This is a genomic window from Acidiphilium iwatense (assembly GCF_021556475.1).
In the GTDB taxonomy this organism is placed as follows: domain Bacteria; phylum Pseudomonadota; class Alphaproteobacteria; order Acetobacterales; family Acetobacteraceae; genus Acidiphilium; species Acidiphilium iwatense.
Genome location: NZ_JAKGBZ010000022.1, coordinates 16,412 through 33,858, shown reverse-complemented (window position 1 = coordinate 33,858; position 17,447 = coordinate 16,412). Strand labels below are relative to the sequence as shown.

18 protein-coding genes and 1 tRNA gene are annotated in these 17,447 nt (G+C 65.0%); 5 read left to right on the top strand and 14 right to left on the bottom strand.

Annotation, left to right across the window (positions count from 1 at the left end; all coding sequences use genetic code 11):
* The first annotated feature begins 5 nt into the window (after positions 1-5).
* On the top strand, positions 6-1,067 hold the full coding sequence (locus L2A60_RS11990; RefSeq protein WP_235704614.1) for an EscU/YscU/HrcU family type III secretion system export apparatus switch protein: 1,062 nt from the start codon (positions 6-8) through the stop codon (positions 1,065-1,067).
* Here L2A60_RS11990 and L2A60_RS11985 read toward each other — a convergent pair.
* Both L2A60_RS11985 and L2A60_RS11980 read right to left on the bottom strand, forming a co-directional pair.
* Complete coding sequence (locus L2A60_RS11985; protein WP_235704647.1) at positions 1,058-1,717, bottom strand: LON peptidase substrate-binding domain-containing protein; 660 nt, start codon at positions 1,715-1,717, stop codon at positions 1,058-1,060. The genes L2A60_RS11990 and L2A60_RS11985 overlap by 10 nt on opposite strands.
* 14 nt (positions 1,718-1,731) lie before the next feature.
* Positions 1,732-2,676: a tetratricopeptide repeat protein gene (locus L2A60_RS11980; RefSeq protein ID WP_235704613.1), complete on the bottom strand. Its 945-nt coding sequence runs from the start codon at positions 2,674-2,676 to the stop codon at positions 1,732-1,734.
* A 160-nt stretch (positions 2,677-2,836) separates the two neighbouring features.
* On the opposite strand from L2A60_RS11980, the gene L2A60_RS11975 reads away from it, so the two are divergent.
* Positions 2,837-2,911, top strand: a tRNA-Gly gene (locus L2A60_RS11975).
* 476 nt (positions 2,912-3,387) lie between these two features.
* On the opposite strand, the gene L2A60_RS11970 is transcribed toward L2A60_RS11975, so the two are convergent.
* Positions 3,388-4,353: a LysR substrate-binding domain-containing protein gene (locus L2A60_RS11970; protein ID WP_235704646.1), complete on the bottom strand. Its 966-nt coding sequence runs from the start codon at positions 4,351-4,353 to the stop codon at positions 3,388-3,390.
* Between the two features lie 40 nt (positions 4,354-4,393).
* On the opposite strand from L2A60_RS11970, the gene L2A60_RS11965 reads away from it, so the two are divergent.
* The 3 genes from L2A60_RS11965 (at position 4,394) to L2A60_RS11955 (ending at position 7,857) form a co-directional block, all read left to right on the top strand.
* A complete protein-coding gene (locus L2A60_RS11965) occupies positions 4,394-5,635 on the top strand; it encodes a YbfB/YjiJ family MFS transporter (protein WP_235704612.1) in 1,242 nt (413 codons plus the stop codon).
* Positions 5,632-6,702, top strand: a complete 1,071-nt coding sequence (locus L2A60_RS11960) for an NAD(P)H-dependent flavin oxidoreductase (RefSeq protein WP_235704611.1) — start codon at positions 5,632-5,634, stop codon at positions 6,700-6,702. Before L2A60_RS11965 ends, L2A60_RS11960 begins: the two co-directional genes overlap by 4 nt.
* Positions 6,703-6,906: 204 nt before the next feature.
* The gene (locus L2A60_RS11955; RefSeq protein ID WP_235704610.1) at positions 6,907-7,857 is read left to right on the top strand and encodes a LysR family transcriptional regulator; all 951 of its coding nucleotides are present in this window, start codon (positions 6,907-6,909) and stop codon (positions 7,855-7,857) included.
* On the opposite strand, the gene L2A60_RS11950 is transcribed toward L2A60_RS11955, so the two are convergent.
* The 11 genes from L2A60_RS11950 to trbB form a co-directional block, all read right to left on the bottom strand.
* The gene (locus L2A60_RS11950; protein WP_235704609.1) at positions 7,841-8,098 is read right to left on the bottom strand and encodes a DUF2274 domain-containing protein; all 258 of its coding nucleotides are present in this window, start codon (positions 8,096-8,098) and stop codon (positions 7,841-7,843) included. The genes L2A60_RS11955 and L2A60_RS11950 overlap by 17 nt on opposite strands.
* Position 8,099: 1 nt before the next feature.
* Positions 8,100-9,224, bottom strand: a complete 1,125-nt coding sequence (locus L2A60_RS11945; protein WP_235704645.1) for a TrbI/VirB10 family protein — start codon at positions 9,222-9,224, stop codon at positions 8,100-8,102.
* A 68-nt stretch (positions 9,225-9,292) separates the two neighbouring features.
* Positions 9,293-10,342, bottom strand: coding sequence for a P-type conjugative transfer protein TrbG (gene trbG / locus L2A60_RS11940; protein WP_235704608.1), 1,050 nt, complete (start codon positions 10,340-10,342; stop codon positions 9,293-9,295).
* Entirely contained in the window at positions 10,339-11,022 is a 684-nt protein-coding gene (gene trbF, locus L2A60_RS11935; RefSeq protein ID WP_235704607.1) for a conjugal transfer protein TrbF, read from the bottom strand. The genes trbG and trbF overlap by 4 nt, the downstream gene beginning before the upstream one ends.
* Positions 11,022-12,356, bottom strand: a complete 1,335-nt coding sequence (gene trbL, locus L2A60_RS11930) for a P-type conjugative transfer protein TrbL (RefSeq protein WP_235704606.1) — start codon at positions 12,354-12,356, stop codon at positions 11,022-11,024. Before trbL ends, trbF begins: the two co-directional genes overlap by 1 nt.
* Positions 12,357-12,359: 3 nt before the next feature.
* The gene (trbK-alt, locus tag L2A60_RS11925; protein WP_235704605.1) at positions 12,360-12,629 is read right to left on the bottom strand and encodes a putative entry exclusion protein TrbK-alt; all 270 of its coding nucleotides are present in this window, start codon (positions 12,627-12,629) and stop codon (positions 12,360-12,362) included.
* A gap of 10 nt (positions 12,630-12,639) precedes the next feature.
* Positions 12,640-13,398: a P-type conjugative transfer protein TrbJ gene (gene trbJ, locus L2A60_RS11920; RefSeq protein WP_235704604.1), complete on the bottom strand. Its 759-nt coding sequence runs from the start codon at positions 13,396-13,398 to the stop codon at positions 12,640-12,642.
* Positions 13,395-15,833, bottom strand: a complete 2,439-nt coding sequence (gene trbE, locus L2A60_RS11915; RefSeq protein WP_235704603.1) for a conjugal transfer protein TrbE — start codon at positions 15,831-15,833, stop codon at positions 13,395-13,397. The genes trbJ and trbE overlap by 4 nt, the downstream gene beginning before the upstream one ends.
* A gap of 10 nt (positions 15,834-15,843) precedes the next feature.
* Positions 15,844-16,119, bottom strand: coding sequence for a VirB3 family type IV secretion system protein (locus L2A60_RS11910; RefSeq protein WP_235704602.1), 276 nt, complete (start codon positions 16,117-16,119; stop codon positions 15,844-15,846).
* Positions 16,119-16,451 carry a TrbC/VirB2 family protein gene (locus tag L2A60_RS11905; RefSeq protein ID WP_235704601.1) on the bottom strand — a complete coding sequence of 111 codons (333 nt, stop codon included), beginning with the start codon at positions 16,449-16,451 and terminating at the stop codon, positions 16,119-16,121. The genes L2A60_RS11910 and L2A60_RS11905 overlap by 1 nt, the downstream gene beginning before the upstream one ends.
* The gene (gene trbB / locus L2A60_RS11900; protein WP_407932545.1) at positions 16,448-17,383 is read right to left on the bottom strand and encodes a P-type conjugative transfer ATPase TrbB; all 936 of its coding nucleotides are present in this window, start codon (positions 17,381-17,383) and stop codon (positions 16,448-16,450) included. The genes L2A60_RS11905 and trbB overlap by 4 nt, the downstream gene beginning before the upstream one ends.
* Between the last annotated feature and the right edge of the window lie 64 nt (positions 17,384-17,447).

Below are 17,447 nucleotides of genomic sequence, written 5' to 3'. Positions count from 1 at the left end.
AAACCATGGCCGAACCGGAAAGCCGCACCGAAGCCGCGACGCCGACGCGACTGGTCAAGGCGCACAACGATGGCGAAGCACCGATATCGCGCGAGGTCTCCACAATGGCGGGGCTTGGCGCGGCCCTGCTGGTTCTTGGATCGCTTCTGCCTGCTGCGGCGCTGCGATTATCCAGAATTTTCTCTGGCATTCTGAGCCATGCCGGTTCGGTGGGAGAACCCGGCCCGACGATCAGATTGGCGTTTCACGCTGCCCTCACGATCGTTCTCCCGATCGCTGGCGCGGCGACCCTGGGAACGTTGTTCGCCACCTTGGTTCAGACTAGGTTTCGGCTTCGAATCACCGCCATCACCCTGCGGTTCAATCGCCTGATCCCGTTGGGTGGCCTTTCGTCTTTATTCAGTGCCCAGCACGCGATTGAAACGTTGCAGTCGGTCGGCAAGCTTTGCGGTCTCGGCGCTGCGATTTACCTTGTGCTCATTGTTCATGCCGGCCACGTCATCGATGCGCTGGTGCTGCCTGTGCCGGCCCTTCCCGCGATGATTTTGCGTCTGGCCGTTGCCGTCGTCATTGCCGCCATGGTCACACATGGGGCGATCGCCGCCGCCGATTTCGTCTGGACGCGTACTCAATTCGCGATCCGGCTGCGCATGTCTCACGCCGAGGTCAAGGATGAGCAGAAAGAGCTCGACGGCAACCCCGCGATCAAGGCCCGGCTCCGCGCGTTGCGGGCACGCCGCACGAAACAGACGATGAAGGCGGCGATGGGGCGCGCGAGCGTCGTCGTCACCAATCCGACCCATTACGCCGTGGCTCTCGAATACCGGCAGGGCCAAGCGGAGGCGCCGAAAATCGTCGCCAAGGGGGCAGATCGGCTGGCCGGATATATCCGCGAACTGGCCCGCGACAACCGGATACCGATCGTCGCGAATCCGCCTCTCGCACGTGCTCTATTCCGCCTGGATGTCGAGTCCGAAATCGCGCCGGAACACTATAAGGCCGTCGCGGAAATCATCGCCTATATCTGGAAACTCGCCGATGTCGAGCGGCAGCGAGCCTATTCGTGATGCCTGTGTGCGTTGATTTCCAGGAGCGCCAGCAACGCAGAAGCGCGTTCGGCCTCGGTCGGCGCTTCGAGCAAGGCCTGTTTTTCCACCGGACTGAATGGGCAGGCCATGCACAAGGTGATGACCAGAGCCTGGTCCGAAATCGCCTCGATGGCGTCCCAGTTGGCATCCACGCCGGTCGCGTGGAAATAGCGTCGAAGCGATGCCATCAATCGCGACCGGGACACCGTTCGATCGGCCATCCCCTCGCCGCCTGCCGCTACCACCAGGTCATGGCGGAATTCCGACACATCGCCATGAGCGCGGCGATAACCGCGCCGCATCTCGGCCTCTTCGACGACGCAAAATCGGATCAGACCCGTGAGAGTAATCAGGTAACGGCCGTCATCGGTTTCGCTGAATGCAGAAATCCGTCCGAGACAACCGATACGATATAAATTCGGCCCCACCGGGCCCTCGGGCCGTTGCGGATCGGGCTGGATCATCCCGAAAACCCGACCCGCGCCGAGGGCGTCGTCAACCATGGCGAGATAGCGCGGTTCGAAAATGTTCAGCGGCAACCGGCCGCCTGGCAATAGCAAGGCGCCGGTCAAGGGGAAAACCGGGAAGATTTCCGGGAGTCCCTCGATCCGTGCGGCAGCCCCTGTCATGCCAGGCTCGACGGTCAACTGAACAGAAAGGCCGACAATTTCCGGCGTGCCGTCATGGTGTCGGGATCGTCGAACCCCCAAGCCTCGAAGAATTTCAAAAGTTGAAGCCGCGCGGCGTCGTCATTCCAGCTCCGATCCCGGCGCATGATTTCGAGCAGGGCATCGGCCGCCGCCTGACGTTCGCCGACCGAATTCAGCGCATTTGCGAGAGCATAGCGCGCCTCATGGTCGTTCGGATCGGCCGCGAGCTTGGTTTCGAGCGTATTCCTTGCACTGGCGGCCTCGCGTCCTTCGCGGGCCACGGCGATCGCGGCGCGGGCACCGACGATGTCCGCATGATCAGCCAGTTTGGTGGGAACATCCGCGAGTATTGCCTCGGCCTGCGCATCGTCGCCCAGGGCAAGCAATGCGCGCGCCAGGCCGGCCCAGGCTTCCGGACGCTCCGGGTCCTCGTTCAGGGCGGCGCCGAACAATTCCGCCGCCTGGGCGGAGTCGTTCGCATCGAGCGCCTTGCGCGCGTCGGCGATCAGATCGGCCGACGGCGCGGACAATCCGGCGAGTTTGAGCAACGCCTCGATGAAGCGGCGGATTTCGCTTTCAGGCAGCGCGCCCTGGAACAGATCGGCGATCTGGCCCTGCCAGAACGCGGCCACGGTGGGCACCGACTGCAGGGGCAAGCCGAGGCCAGCGAGCTGCTGCACCAGGGCCTTGTTCTGGTCGATGTCGATTTTGACCAGCTTCACGCGCCCGCCAGCCGCGCGGACCGCCTTCTCGAGCGCGGGTGTCAAGGTCTTGCACGGTCCGCACCAGGTCGCCCAGAAATCCACCAGAACCGGCCGTTCACGGGACGCATCGACCACGTCCTTCATGAAGTTGGCCTGATTTCCCTCGACGATCATGGTGTCATCCGCCGTGGTTTGGCCGGAGGATGCGGTTTTCGGTCCCAATGGATGATCCATGGCAAGCAATCCGTTCATTTGATGGTTTACATGATGGCTCGCTGCCGAGGCGCAAGCCGTGGCGAGCAATCGGGCTGTCATGGCCTCGTTGCAAGCGGATTACGGGATCGTCCGGTGGCTTGCAATCGCCATCGAAGCTGGGTATCAGCGTGCTCGCCGAGCGGGCGTAGCTCAGGGGTAGAGCACAACCTTGCCAAGGTTGGGGTCGAGGGTTCGAATCCCTTCGCCCGCTCCAAATTCCATCGAGAAATCAATGGGATGGCACGGCGACCTTCGGGTCGTCGCCCTTGATTTTTGGGAAAGATACCACCGAGATACCACCGCATAGCTGGGGCCGGTCGCATGTAGTGTTTCGGGTGCTCTGAGGGTCGTCGCCCTCAAGCGTGCTGGCCCCGCGTTCGAATCCCCTTAGGTGGCTCGGCCGAGGTCTGACCCTGACCAGCGAGGCGACAACCGGCGCGGCCTTCCCCGGCGTCGTCTATCGACCTATCGACGGTGAACGGTTGCCCTTCGGTGCCGTATGGTCGCTGCGCAACGACAACCCCACCTTCCGCCGTCTCCTGAGCATGGCGCGGACACTCTCAAAATGGACGGCGAGCGGGTCCGGGCACTATTCTATATTAAACACCTAAATTTGCGCCCCGACATTTCTCGTGACAGGCTGCTCGCGAGTTGAAATGGAAGTGGCTGGTTGAAGTACCGCACGCCGATTCAGATGTTCTGATGGGCAAGCACGGTTTTCCCGACCTGCCGTAGCAATGAGCCATTTAGGACGGTGCCTTCTGACGCTTCCATTCCGGGCCGAAAAGCCTGTTCGGCCAGCGCCAGGAAGGCAGTCAGAGCACTGGATGGTGTGGCATCGCGGCGGGAGACGAAAACGGTTTCGACCTGGGCCTCCGATGGCGGCAGCCCGAACACAGCCACGCTGTCCGAGAATTGCGAGCTACTCAAAATCCTGCGCGGCAAGAGCGTAATGCCGAGGCCGGCGGCCACGCAGGCCAAGATGGTTTCCAATGTCCCGAACTCCATCAAGCGAGGCGCCGGGATGCCGCGCCGCGCCAGCAATTCTTCCAGCCGCTGACGATACGAGCATCCGGCGCGGAGCACCGCTAACCGGATGTTGCCTGCGCCGATCAAGTGGTCGAGGGAATGCACGGCCATCGAGGCGAGCACCGACAGTTCCTCTTGGAACATCGGCCGTTGGTCAAGCTCCGGGTCCAGGACAGGGCCGCAGACGAATGCGCCATCGACCGAACCTTGCTTCACGGCGGCTATCAGCTCGCAAGTCGTACCGGGATGAATGGCGAGTTCGACTTGCGGGTAAGCCTTCGCATAGCCGGTCAACAACGGCGCAAGGCGCATCGCGGCAGTCGTCTCCAGCGAGCCGATAATCAGCCTGCCGCGAGGGGTGCCGTCGTCTTGGACTGCGCGCTTCGCTTCCTCCAGCAGTCTCGACACGCGCTGCGCATAGGGCAGCAGCCTGCGGCCGGCGTCCGTCAGGGTCACGCCCACAGAATGACGCTCGAACAGCGAGGCGCCCACGGCCTGCTCCAGTGCCCTGATGCGCGCGGTAACATTGGACTGGACGGTGTGTAGTTCTTCCGCGGCGCGCGTCATGGCGCCATGGCGGGCTACCGCTTCAAAAAAGCGAAGATCTCCCGATTCCATGATGGCCATCTCCAAAAGTGATCGCCATCATCTTTAACTCTCATTTCCAATGCTGGGCAAGCCGGGCCATTGTCGAGACCAAAGACACCCAGCGGGGAGAATGATGCACCGCGCACGCGAAATGCCGTTCGATGTGACGTCGGGGCGCGATATATTCGTGCCAGCCCTCGGCGGTTTGATCGCGCTCGCAGTCGGAATCGGTATTGGCCGATTCGTCTATACGCCGATCCTTCCAGTCATGGCTGCCGGGCTTGGTCTTTCCAAATTCAGCATTGGTCTTATCGCATCGGCCAATTTCGCGGGCTATCTCGTCGGCGCGCTGCTCGCCTCCAGGACCAGCCTGCCGGGGACGCGACGGCTCTGGCTGCTCATTGGCTTGGGGGGAAGTGCCGCCACCACCGCCGCGATGGGGCTTGTGCAGTCGATGTGGGCTTTCGTAGCCCTGCGTTTCCTGGGGGGCATTGCGAGCGCGCTGGTGCTGGTCTTCACATCCGCCCTCTTGCTGGACTTCATGGCGCATAGAGGACGCGCCGGCTTCAGCGCGATTCTATTTGCCGGCGTCGGCGCCGGCATCGCGGTATCCGCCGTGCTGGTCTCGTCGCTGCGCGCGACGGGACAAAGTTGGCAGACGCTTTGGCTCGCGAGCGGATTGCTATCGGTCGTTGGAGCATTCGCCGCCGGGCAGATGATTCCCACCAGGACGGCGGTGCCTGTCAGCGAGACGGCTGAGTGCGCACCTCCCCCCGGACGCCCTCTGCTCGGCCTTGTCCTGGCTTACGGATTCTTCGGCTTCGGATACGTCATAACGGCGACTTTCCTCGTCGCCATCGTTCGCGGCAATCCCGCCATCCGGGAACTGGAGCCGCTGGTGTGGGTCATTTTCGGTCTCTCGGCCGCACCCTCCGTCGCGCTGTGGAACTGGCTCGCTACGCGCCTCACCATTCCCGGTGCTTTCGCCCTGGCTGCTCTGGTCGAGGCTGTGGGCGTTCTCGCAAGTGTCGGCTGGTCTACGACAACGGGGGTCTTTGCGGCCAGCGTCTGCGTGGGCGGAACGTTCATGGGACTGACCGCTCTCGGCTTGATGCGCGGCCGGGAGCTTGCCCGAGGCAATGCGCGGCAAGTGCTCGGACTGATGACGAGCGCCTTCGGTGTGGGGCAAATCCTGGGACCAAGCTTCGCCGGCCTGGTCTTCGACCGAACGGGCAGCTTCATAGTCCCTTCAATCGTCGCTGCAATTGCGCTCGCCGTTGCAGCGGCCTTGGTGCTGATCCAAAGGAGACCGTCTTCATGACGACAACCCTCGAACGTGCGGATGCATTCTGCAGCCGCTTCGGTCTGACCATGCCGATCCTGCAGGCGCCTATGGCGGGTGCCTGCCCGCCGGGCCTCGCAGCCGCCGTTGCAAATGCCGGCGGGATGGGCGGCATGGGGGCACTCCTGACATCGCCGGCGGGTATTGCCGAATGGGCTACCGAATTTCGTGCCCAAAGCAACGGTGCGTTTCAGGTCAACCTGTGGATTCCAGACCCCGCTCCCGTCCGCGACCCTGCCTTGGAGGCGCGACAGCGCACATTCCTCGAAACTTGGGGACCCACGGTGCCCGCCGAAGCGGGAGACGCGACGCCGCCAGACTTTACGGCGCAATGCGCGGCGCTGCTGGAAGTGCGGCCCCACGTAGTGTCCTCCATCATGGGCCTCTATCCACCAGCATTCGTGGCGGCGCTAAAGGATCGCGGAATCGCATGGTTTGCCTGCGCGACGACTCTCTCCGAGGCGCTGGCTGCCGAAGCGGCTGGTGCTGATGCTGTCGTCGCGCAAGGAGCCGAGGCTGGGGGACATCGCGGTGCATTCGATGCAGCACAGGCCGAGTCGCACGCGGTTGGCTTATTTGCTCTGCTACCTCGGCTCGCTGACCGTCTAACGGTGCCGCTCGTAGCAACGGGTGGGATCGCCGATGGTCGGGGCGTGGCGGCAGCTTTACTGCTTGGCGCGAGCGCAGTGCAAATCGGGACCGGCTTCCTTCGCAGCCCAGAGGCTAAGATCAGCCCAGCCTGGGCCGACGCTCTCACAAAGATAGAACCCGAAGAAACGGTGCTCACCCGCGCGTTCTCCGGCCGCTCCGGGCGCGCCATAGCAGGATCGTATGTTCGCGCCGCAGCCAAATCGGAGGCACCACCGCCAGCGCCATATCCAGTGCAGCGGGGCCTGACTGAACCGATGCGCGCCGCGGCGGCGGCAGCCGGAGACGTTGATCGCATGCAAGCTTGGGCCGGACAGGCTGCGTCTTTGGCGCTCGACCTACCGGCATTTGAAACTACGCAGCAGGTCTGGGCCGGGGCCAGAAGACTGCTCGAATGAAAGCGCGGGGCGGACAGATAGTGGATTTAGCTGCGAGACATAGGGGCCGGCTCGGCGAGGCGGCGGTGCTCGCTGACTTCTCCGTTCGTTGGCATGAGGTGCCGCTCGTCCTTGATCCAACGGTTGTGCTTGTCATTATTCCGTTTCGAGAAACTCGGGTTAATCAGCGCACAAGGGCGACCCGTGAAATATGATCGACGCTAGATGCAAAGCGCGACGACCCTTTCCTCCAAAATCGTTTTGCAATATTTGCACTACGTGCTGGCGGCGGCGGAGAAACGTAGTTTCCGGCAAGCAGCCGCAGAACTGGGCTTGTGGGAATCGACGATCAGCCGTGGCATCCGGGAACTGGAAGATGAGATCGGTGTCGCGCTGTTTATCCGTCACCCCGGTGGCGTAAAGCTTACCAATGCGGGCACGAGATTCCTGAACCACGCACGACAAGCCGTAGGCCGCATCGAATATGCCTTGAAAGATGCTGGCGCGGCGGGGCGCGGCGAGGCCGGCATGGTGCGGATCGGCATCTTCTCGTCGCTGGCCTCGGGCTTCCTCGCCGATCTGCTGCAAGCTTATCAGGCGGACAATCCGTTCGTTCACCTAGATTTTGTCGAAGGTGGCCCGGCGGAACACGTTGCTGCCGTTCAGCATCACCGCATGGATGTCGCCTTTCTCACGGGCGAACCTGCTGCCTATGGCTGCGACACGGCCCGTCTTTGGGATGAGCGTGTTTTCGTGGTCGTCCCCCGAGATCACGGCTTGGCCGAGCGTGAAGAGATCGGTTGGGACGATCTTCGAGATGAGCACTTCATCGTCAGCGAGACCAATCCGGGTCCGGAGATCCACGATTATCTCGTGAAGCATCTGGCGGAGCTGGGCCATCATCCGACCGTGGAGCAATGCGGCGTCGGTCGAGACAACCTCATGAGGCTTGTCACCCTCGGTCGGGGGCTTACCTTGACCAGCGAGGCGACTACCGGCGCCGCATTTCCCGGTGTCGTCTATCGGCCGATCCTGGGCGAAAGGCTGCCCTTCAGGGCGATATGGTCGCTGCGCAACGACAATCCCGCCTTCCGGCGGCTCCTCAGCACGGCGCGGACACTTTCGAAGCGGATGGCTGCCGGCGTTTCGCAAATCGCCTCTACACCACTGCCGTAGGGCCGGTCTTGCTTCCGAGGCCACAATTCCTGCGTCTGGCTTTGGCAAATCCCCGGTCTGTCGCGACGAACCGCTCCAGCATGGGCACGATCAAGCGGATTGGATCAATGGGTGCCTGGTCTGTTTCACGGCCGAGCGCCTCGCCATAGGCAACCAGATCGCGATGGAGCGCCGCCGGCAGCTCCAGCGAAACCTTTACCGGCTTCTGATCGGCGATCGGCCCAAGTTTCAGCTTTCCCATATCAGCCTCCATAGGGTTCAAGCACCAAATCGTGGGTCACAACAATCCGCACTGGGAAGCCCGGCCGGATCGTCAACGTTGGCGCGATGTTGAGCTGGCGCCCGACGAGCTGCTGTCCGATCTGGCTGGTGCTGTTGGACGCGCCCTGTTGCAGCGCGCGGGCGATGTCGCTCTCATTGCCGGAATAGCCGGCTTCAGAACCAACGCTGAGGATGGTGGAGAGCAACCCCGCCTTGAACAGCTCCCCCCAATGGTAATCGACGCCATCCTGAAGGCCGGCATAGCCTTCGGTGTCCGCGCCGGGCTGGCGCTCGAGAACGATCGAGCGCCCGTTCGGGAAGATCAGCCGGTTCCAGACAAGCAGCACGCGGCTCTGCCCGAAACCGACATTGTCGTCATATTGGCCGATAACGCGCGTGCCTTGCGGGATAAGGAGTATGCGGCCGGTCGGGCTGTCATAGACGTTCTCCGTCACCTGGGCCGTGATCTGGCCGGGAAGGTCGGAGCGGATGCCGGTGATCATCGCGGCCGGGATGACCGCGCCGGCCTGCAGGATGTTCGGAGAGGCGGGCGCCTGAACGCGATCGGGCGCAACGGTCTTGCGATCGGCATCGGCGGTGAGGAAAGCGGTTTGCCGATCCTGCGCGGTGGAGGTTGTGGCCGGCGGCGCGAGGCCAAGATTGGCGAGCGTTGGCGCCGGCTGGGGATTGGGGGTGACGCTGGCGCCCGCCGTTGCATTGCGTCCCTCGACGCCGGAGAAGAGCTTGCTGGTTCGCGCGGCCTCGATCTCCTGAAGCCGACGCTGTTCTTCGGCGCTCGGGCCGGGGACGGGCGTAGGCGCGGCCTGGCCCCGGTTCTGTGCGCTGAGGATCGGCCGGCCGAGATCGCCGGGAAGCGGCGGCCCAAGCTGCGGCACGCCGGTATAGTCGTGCGGCAGGGCCGCGAGACCATCCGCCGTCGCGCGGTTGTCGGTCGAATAGAGTTCCTGCCCCGTCTTGCCGGTGTGGTTGGTCTGAAGCGCGTAGACCAGCGCCCCGCCGATGCCGACACTGGCGATAACTCCCATCGCCGTGAGCGCCTTGCGCGACAGGCGCGTGACGCGCGGCGCCTCGCCACGCAGGCGCATCGGCGTAGCCGCATCACCGACCGTCACCGCAGGAGCTGGCTCCTCCTCATTCCGGGGATCGGGTTCGCTCACGACGCCGGCCTCCCGTCGGTACGCACGATGCGGACGCGCTTCTCGGAGTTCTTGTCGCCGAAGCGGAGTTCGGCGGCGGCGAACAGCCGATCGACGATCATGTAGTTGTCGCGGACGCGGTAGTTCACCAGTTCGGAGGTCTTGCCGGCAGGGCCGACGACGAACAGCGGCGGCATCTCGCCCTGAGCGATGCCGGACGGGAATTCGATGTAGACCTGCCGCCCGTCGTCGAAGGCGCGTAGCGGACGCCAGGGCACACGGTCGCCCTCGATCGTATAGCGGAAGTTGATGCGGGCGAGATCGACACCCGTGGCGACGGGCTGCGCGGCTTGGACTTCTGCGTTCTGCCGGCGCAGCGCGATGAGCTGGTCCTGCGGATATTGCCAGGAGACCGAGGCCATGTAGGTTTTCTCATCCGAACGCAGCTCCATGTGATAGGTGCGGCGATCGGTGTTGATGATGAGGTTCGTCACCAGCTCGGGCCGCGTCGGCTTGACGAGAATATGGACCTGGGCGGTCGCTCCGGCTCCGCTCTGGGTGTCGCCGATGATCCACCGCACCGTGTCGCCGGCCGCGACCGGGCCGGAGCCAACAAGCTGCTCGCCCGGCTGGAGCGCGATGTCGGTGATCTCGCCCACGGCGCAATAGACCTGATAGAGCGCGCCATCGGCGAAGGGATAGACCTGCATGGCGTTGATAAAGCCGTCGCGCTTGGGCTGCACGCGCGCGGCGGCGTTGGCCTGCCTGATGCGCGCGGCGGGATCGGCCGGTTCCGGCGGCAGCTTGCCGTGCTCAATCGGCTTCAACTGGCCGGGAAGCGGAAGCGGCTTCGGCAATTCCACCACCTTCACCGGCGCTGGTGGATCGGGGGTGAGCACGGCCGGCGTTGCATTATCGTAGGAGATCTCAGGTGGCTTGAAGGTTGTGGCGCAGCCGCCAAGGGCCGATGCGAGAAGCAGCGCGATCGGCAGCGCGAATGCGCGGAAACGCAGGTTTACGATTGCGAGCAAAGCCGGGCTTCCGGCTTTACGGAAAGACGGCTTCATTGCCCAAGCTCCCGTGACCAGTTGATGGCGTTGACGTAGATTCCGAGGGGGTTCTTCCGCAGCGCGTCGGCGCTGGTCGGCGTCTGGACGACGACGGTGAGGATTGCGGCCCAGCGTTCGGTGCCGGCGAGCGCGCCGTCCTGATAGCGGTGCTCGACCCATTCCACGCGAAAGGAACGGGGCGATGCACGGATGACGCTGGAGACATCGACCGCGATCTGCTGCTTGCCGATCTTGGCGAAAGGGTCGTTGGCGCGAGCATATTCGTTGAGCGCGACGGCGCCGGCCGATGTCGTGAAATCATAGGCGCGCAGCCAGTTCTGCCGCACGACGATCGGATCGTCAGGGATGCTGCGGACTTCCTCTATGAAGCGGGCCAGATACCAGGCGATTTGCGGATCGCTCGGCGTGTATCCGGCAACGGCAGGCGCCACGGCCTGCGCCTGGCCGAGGTGATCGACCTGCACCACCCATGGCACCACGGTGCCGCGCGTCGTTTCCCATACGAGCGCGGCGGCGAAGCCGGCCGAGAGCGCGAGCGAGCCGAATGCCATGAGGCGCCAGTTGCGGGCCTGCACACGGGCCGAGCCGATGCGGTCGTCCCAGGCTTGCGCGGCGCGCTGATAGGGCGTCTCGGGCTCAGGTGCTTTGCCGTAATGCGCGGCGGGTCGTTTGAACATCAGCGGTCGCCTTCGGAAAGGTTGACAGAAGAGCCACCGCCATGTCCGTCACCGGAACGGACGGCGTGTGCGGCGGTCTGGACGCCATGCGTCATCTGCTGGGAGCGCTTCATGCGCTTCGCCCAGGCGGGTACGCCGCCGGCAGCGGAAGCATCGGCGGTTTCGGCCACACCGCCGGCCGTTCCCCCGGTCGACGCACCGCTGGTCGCCTCGAAGGCGGATTTGGCGCCTTCGGCGAAGCTCAATTTCATGCTGGCCGCCGCGCGGCGCAGCGGCGACGTGGCGGCGCTGAAACCGGCGCGAGCGACGCCGCCAAGGCCGGAGGCGACACCGGCCGCACCCGACTGACCAGCCGCGCCCAGGCTGTAGGCGGTGGAGACGCCGCCTGCCAGAGAAGCACCGCCTCGTGCTGCGGCGGCTGCGCCACCGGCAAGAGCCGCGCCACCGGAGGCCGCCGCCCCGACAGCGGCGGCTCCCGCCGCAACCGTGCCGCCCGCTGCGAGGCCAACGCCCACGGCGGCACCCGCGCCGAGCTGCGGGCCGCCGGAAACGAGGCCGTTGGCGATGCCGGGGCCGAAGATGCCGAGGCCGAGCAGCGACAGCGCGGCCAACACGATCGCCATCGCATCGTCGATGCTCGGCGATGTGCCGCTCGCGGCGGTGAACTGCGAGAACAGCGTCGAGCCGATGCCGACGATCACCGCGAGGACCAGCACCTTGATGCCGGACGAGATGACGTTGCCCAACACGCGCTCGGCCATGAAGGCGGATTTGCCGAACAGGCCGAAGGGAATGAGGACGAAGCCCGCGAGCGTGCTCAGCTTGAATTCGATGAGCGTCACGAAAAGCTGGATCGCCAGGATGAAGAAGGCGAGCAGCACCATCACCCAGGCGAACAGCAGCACCGCGATCTGGATGAAATTCTCGAAGAACGAGACATAGCCCATCAGCCCAGAGATGGAAGCGAGCAGCGGCCGGCCGGCGTCGAGCCCGACCTGCGCGATGCGGCCGGGCTGGAGGAAATCTGCGGCCGAGAGGCTCGCTCCCGATGCTTTCAGGCCGAGTCCGGAAAAGGAGTTGAAGATGATCTGGGCGAGGTTGTTCCAGTTGCCGATCAGGTAGGCGAAGACGCCGACGAACAGGGTTTTCTTGACCAGGCGGGCGATGATGTCGTCGTCCGCGCCCCATGACCAGAACAGCGCCGCGAGCGTCACGTCGATGACGATCAGGGTGGTGGCGATGAACGCCACCTCGGGCTTCAGCAGCCCGAACCCGCTGTCGATGTAGGTCGTGAAGGTGTTGAGGAACTGGTCGATGACGCCGGTGCCGTGCATTATCTATCGCGCCTCCGACGTGGCCGGTGCCAGGAAGCGTCGGCGGTTTTCCGCCCAAGCGCGCAGGCAGTCGGAATCGTGCTCGGCGGCTTCGCCGAGAAGCTGGCAGCGGCTCAGCTCGGCGCGCAGCGGATCGGCGGCAGGCGCGACGGCGGACGAGACGCTCGTATCGACCGGCGCCGGCTTCGGGCGGGTCATCTCGATCACCGTCGCGGTGATCGCCAGCGCCACGAACACGATGGCGCCGAGCCGGGCGAGCATCTTCTCGTCCATCGCCGCCGCCTCAGTTGCCGTGGAACATCTGGACGCTCGTCGGCTGGTAGCCGGCGCCGGGCGTCAGGAAGGTCGAGAGCTGGGTCGCGCCCTGGTTCTGGTTGGTCGCCTTGTCGGCAGCGATCAGCGCCTGCGCCCGCCCGTCCGCCGCCTCCAGGGCAATGAGGTCGGCGAGCTGCTGGGAAATCTGGACCAGGAGCTGGTTATTGACCTGGGCGGCTTGCAGCGCCCCACTCGCCGACTGGCTGGACGCGCCAAGCGTCGTCACGTTGGCGCGCGAGGTCGGGATATTGCCGACCACGGTGGCCTGCATCCGCATGGCATCCTGCAAGCCCGCAACCGAGGTCTGCCAGCGCTGCTGCGCCTGGGCGACCATCTGCTGCTGGCTCTTGTTCAGGTTCACCGCGCCGTAGTTGCTGGTGAAAGCCTGATCGATAGACGAGACGCTGTAGGCGATGCGTTGGGCCTGGTTGATGAGCTGTTCTGTGCGCTGAATTTGGCTGGTGATGGTCGAGACCAGCGAATACGGCATATTCGCAAGGTTCTTCGCCTGATTGATCAGGGATTGGGTCTGATTCTTGATCTGCTGAATCTGATTGTTGATCTGCTGTAGCTCGCGCGCCGCCGTCATCACGTTCTGCGCGTAATTGTTCGGATCGAAGACGACCCATTGCGCATCGGCTGGCGTCGCCAGCATCGGTGACAGCGCGACGGGACCGGCGAGGATGGATGCGGCGAGTAACGCCGCGCGCGAGCGACGGATGATCATGACGGTGACTCCAGGTTGGTGAGGTCGGGAATGAGGTCGGCGGCCCAATCGACCTGCCGGTGCCGCAGCCAGGCGGCGAGGAATCCGTCGCGGCCATGCCCGGCAAGAATGCGCGCGATGTCGGCCTGGTCGGTCTTCGACGATGCAGCACACAGCGCCAGCGCCACGTCCGACAGCCCCAGCTCGAACAGGCGATTGCCCCGGCGGCTCTGGCAGTAATAATCGCGTTTGGGCATGGCGCGCGCGATGATCTCGATCTGGTGGTCGTTGAGGCCGAACTGCTGATAGATGCGGGTGATCTGCGGCTCGATCGCCCGTTCGTTCGGGAGCAGAACGCGGGTCTGGCAGCTCTCGATGATCGCGGGCGCGATCGGGCTGCCCTCGATGTCCGACAGGCTTTGGGTGGCGAAGATGACGCTGGCGTTCTTCTTTCTGAGCGTCTTCAGCCATTCGCGGAGCTGGCCGGCGAAACCCTCGTCGTCGAGCGCCAGCCATCCCTCGTCGATGATAAGCAAGGTGGGCGAGCCGTCGAGCCGGTCGTCGATGCGATGGAAGAGGTAGGCCAGCACGGCGGGCGCGGCGCCGGTGCCGACAAGGCCCTCGATCTCGAACGCCTGGACGGGCGCCTGGCCGAGATGTTCGTCCTCGGCATCGAGCAACCGCCCGTAGGGGCCGCCGACGCAATAGGGCCGGAGCGCCTGCTTCAGGTCGTTCGACTGGAGCAGGACGGTGAAGCCGGTGATGGTGCGTTCGCCCATGGGCGCGCTGGCGAGCGAGGTCAACCCCGTCCAGACATGCTCTTTCACCTCGGGCGTGATCGTCACGCCCTCGCGCATCAGGATTGCTACGATCCAGTCGGCCGCCCAGGCGCGCTCATAGGTGTCGTGGATGCGCGCGAGCGGCTGGAGCGACACCGAGGATTCCGCGCCCTCGGTCAGCCCGCCCCCGAGATCATGCCAGTCGCCGCCCATCGCCAGCGCCGCGGCGCGGATCGAGCCGCCGAAATCGAACGCGAAGATCTGGGGGCGGGGATAGCGGCGGAACTGGAGCGCCATGAGCGCCAGCAGCACGGATTTGCCGGCGCCGGTCGGGCCGACGACGAGCGTATGCCCGACATCGCCGACGTGAAGGGAAAACCGGAACGGGGTCGAGCCTTCGGCCTTGCCATAGAGCAAAGGGGGTTCACCGAAATGCTCGTCCCGTTCCGGCCCCGCCCACACCGCCGAGAGCGGGATCATGTGGGCGAGATTGAGTGTCGAGATCGGCGGCTGCCGGACATTGGCGTAGACATGCCCCGGCAAGCTGCCGAGCCAGGCGTCTGCCGCGTTGACCGTCTCCGGCATGGCGGTGAAGTCGCGGCCCTGGACGACCTTCTCGGCCATCCGCAGCTTCTCGGCCGCGACGCGCGGGTCGTCGTCCCATACGGTGACGGTCGCGGTCACATAGGCTTGCCCGGCATAGTCCGCGCCCAATTCCTGCAATGCGAGGTCGGCATCGGCTGCCTTGTTGGAGGCATCGGAATCGACCAGCACCGACGCCTCGTTGGTCATCACCTCCTTCAAGATCGCGGCGATCGACTTGCGCTTGGCGAACCATTGCCGCCTGATCTTCGTGAGCAGCCGGATCGCGTCCGTCTTGTCGAGCAGGATCGCTCGCGTGCTCCAGCGATAGGGAAAGGCGAGCCGGTTGAGGTCGTCGAGCAGGCCCGGCGTCGTCATGGTCGGGAAGCCGACGATGGTGAGGATGCGCAGATGCGCGTTGCCGAGGCGCGGTTCGAGGCCGCCCGTGAGCGCCTGGTCGGCGAGCAGCGCGTCGAGATACATCGGCGTCTCGGGGACGCGCACGTGCTGCCGATTGGTCGAGACGGTCGAATGCAAATAGGTCAGCGTCTCGCCGTCATTGAGCCAGCGGCATTCCGGCATGAAGGCTTCGACGAGCTGGAGGATGCGACCGGTGCGATCAACGAAGCCGTGCAGAATCTCGTGGGCATCGACGCCCTGCGATGCCTTGCCCTCGTAGAGCCAGCTTTCGGCGCGGGCCGCGTCCTCGGCCGGCGGCAGATAGGTAAAGGTGAGGAAATAGCGCGACTCGAAATGCGCCCCTTCTTCCTCGAAATCGGCCTTGCGCTCGGCATCGACCAGGGCGGAGGCCGCGTCGGGGAAACGGCTCGCGGGATAAGCGCCGACGCCCTCGCGCTGCGCCTCCACGAAGATCGCCCAGCCACTTCCCAATCTACGAAAGGCGTTGTTGACGCGGCCGGCGACGGCGATCAGCTCGGCCGCCACGGCGCTGTCGAGATCGGGGCCGCGAAAGCGCGCCGTCCTTTGCAGCGAGCCTTCCTTGTTGAGCACGACGCCCTCGCCGACGAGAGCGGCCCAGGGCAGGAAGTCGGCGAGGCGGGCCGAGGTGCGGCGATATTCGGCGAGGTTCATCATGGCCGTACCCTCAGACCGAGAGGTGGCTGGGGAGGCGCAGATGCCGGCGCACGACATCGACGAATTGCGGATCGCGCTTGGCCGCCCACACCGCCGCGAAATGCCCGATCGCGCCGATGCCGATTCCGACCAGCCACAGGCGCAGGCCGAGACCGAGCGCCGCGGCGACCGTGCCGTTCAGGATGGCGACGGAGCGCGGAACGCCGCCGAGCAGAATGTGCTCGGTCAGCGCGCGGTGCACCGGCACGGTGAAGCCGGGGATGGTCTCGTCGATCGCGCCGGCCATTACACCAGTGCTCCGCCGCCGAAGCTGAAGAAGGAGAGGAAGAAGGAACTGGCGGCGAATGCGATCGACAGCCCGAACACGATCTGGATCAGCCGGCGGAAACCGCCGCTGGTGTCCCCGAACGCGAGCGTCAGGCCCGTGACGATGATGATGATGACCGCGACGACCTTGGCGACCGGCCCTTCGATCGATTGCTCGATCTGCTGGAGCGGCTGTTCCCACGGCATGGACGAGCCGGAGGCGTAGGCGGCCGGCGCAAGCATGATGCTGAGAGCGAAGGCAGATGCTGCGCTCGCGATCCTGCGGCACAGAGGGGACAGACGGTGGATCATTCGGACTCTCCTGGCGGGTTTGGGACTGCGGGGAAGAAGCGATAGTCGCCATCGGCGCCGAGACCTTCGACGCGGGCGAGTTCGACGAGGCGACGCGAGGCGCCACGGCCGGCGAGAACGGCCACGAGGTCGATCGTCTCCGCGATCAGCGCGCGCGGGACGGTGACGACCGCCTCCTGGATGAGTTGTTCAAGACGGCGCAGCGCGCCGATGGCGCTGCCGGCGTGGATTGTGCCGATGCCGCCGGGATGGCCGGTGCCCCAGGCTTTCAGGAGGTCGAGGGCTTCGGCGCCGCGCACTTCGCCAATCGGAATGCGATCAGGCCGAAGGCGAAGCGACGAGCGGACGAGATCGGAGAGCGTGGCAACGCCATCCTTGGTCCGCATGGCGACGAGGTTGGGCGCAACGCATTGCAACTCGCGCGTATCCTCGATGATGACGACGCGATCGCCGGTCGTCGCCACTTCCGCCAGCAGGGCATTGGTGAGCGTGGTCTTGCCGGTCGATGTGCCGCCCCCGACGAGAATGTTGGCGCGGGCCGTGACGGCGCGGCGGAGGATATCGGATTGCTCCGCGGACATGATGCCGGCCGTGACGTAATCCACCAGGGTGAACACCGCGACGGCGGGCTTGCGGATGGCGAAGGCAGCCGCCGCGACGACGGGCGGCAGCAAACCCTCGAACCGCTCTCCTGTTCCCGGCAACTCGGCCGACACGCGCGGGTTGCCGGCGTGAACCTCGGCGCCGACATGGTGCGCGACCAGGCGGATGATGCGCTCGCCATCGGCCGGCGATAGCCGCTCGCCGGTGTCGGCGAGCCCTTCGGAAAGCCGGTCGATCCAGAGCCGTCCATCGGGGTTGAGCATCACCTCGACGACGCTGGCGTCTTCCAGAAACCGGGCGATGGCGGGGCCGAGGGCTGTGCGCAACATGCGCGCGCCCCGATTCATCGCCTCCGTATTCTGGTAAGAAACCATCTCGTCCCCGTTCCTTTCT

Bases quoted from the DNA above. Each gene is read 5' to 3' on its own strand.
- L2A60_RS11990 (WP_235704614.1), top strand. From the start codon at position 6: ATGGCCGAACCGGAAAGCCGCACCGAAGCCGCGACGCCGACGCGACTG.
- L2A60_RS11985 (WP_235704647.1), bottom strand. From the start codon at position 1,717: ATGACAGGGGCTGCCGCACGGATCGAGGGACTCCCGGAAATCTTCCCG.
- L2A60_RS11980 (WP_235704613.1), bottom strand. From the start codon at position 2,676: ATGGATCATCCATTGGGACCGAAAACCGCATCCTCCGGCCAAACCACG.
- L2A60_RS11970 (WP_235704646.1), bottom strand. From the start codon at position 4,353: ATGGCCATCATGGAATCGGGAGATCTTCGCTTTTTTGAAGCGGTAGCC.
- L2A60_RS11965 (WP_235704612.1), top strand. From the start codon at position 4,394: ATGCTGGGCAAGCCGGGCCATTGTCGAGACCAAAGACACCCAGCGGGG.
- L2A60_RS11960 (WP_235704611.1), top strand. From the start codon at position 5,632: ATGACGACAACCCTCGAACGTGCGGATGCATTCTGCAGCCGCTTCGGT.
- L2A60_RS11955 (WP_235704610.1), top strand. From the start codon at position 6,907: ATGCAAAGCGCGACGACCCTTTCCTCCAAAATCGTTTTGCAATATTTG.
- L2A60_RS11950 (WP_235704609.1), bottom strand. From the start codon at position 8,098: ATGGGAAAGCTGAAACTTGGGCCGATCGCCGATCAGAAGCCGGTAAAG.
- L2A60_RS11945 (WP_235704645.1), bottom strand. From the start codon at position 9,224: ATGCGCCTGCGTGGCGAGGCGCCGCGCGTCACGCGCCTGTCGCGCAAG.
- trbG (WP_235704608.1), bottom strand. From the start codon at position 10,342: ATGAAGCCGTCTTTCCGTAAAGCCGGAAGCCCGGCTTTGCTCGCAATC.
- trbF (WP_235704607.1), bottom strand. From the start codon at position 11,022: ATGTTCAAACGACCCGCCGCGCATTACGGCAAAGCACCTGAGCCCGAG.
- trbL (WP_235704606.1), bottom strand. From the start codon at position 12,356: ATGCACGGCACCGGCGTCATCGACCAGTTCCTCAACACCTTCACGACC.
- trbK-alt (WP_235704605.1), bottom strand. From the start codon at position 12,629: ATGGACGAGAAGATGCTCGCCCGGCTCGGCGCCATCGTGTTCGTGGCG.
- trbJ (WP_235704604.1), bottom strand. From the start codon at position 13,398: ATGATCATCCGTCGCTCGCGCGCGGCGTTACTCGCCGCATCCATCCTC.
- trbE (WP_235704603.1), bottom strand. From the start codon at position 15,833: ATGATGAACCTCGCCGAATATCGCCGCACCTCGGCCCGCCTCGCCGAC.
- L2A60_RS11910 (WP_235704602.1), bottom strand. From the start codon at position 16,119: ATGGCCGGCGCGATCGACGAGACCATCCCCGGCTTCACCGTGCCGGTG.
- L2A60_RS11905 (WP_235704601.1), bottom strand. From the start codon at position 16,451: ATGATCCACCGTCTGTCCCCTCTGTGCCGCAGGATCGCGAGCGCAGCA.
- trbB (WP_407932545.1), bottom strand. From the start codon at position 17,383: ATGTTGCGCACAGCCCTCGGCCCCGCCATCGCCCGGTTTCTGGAAGAC.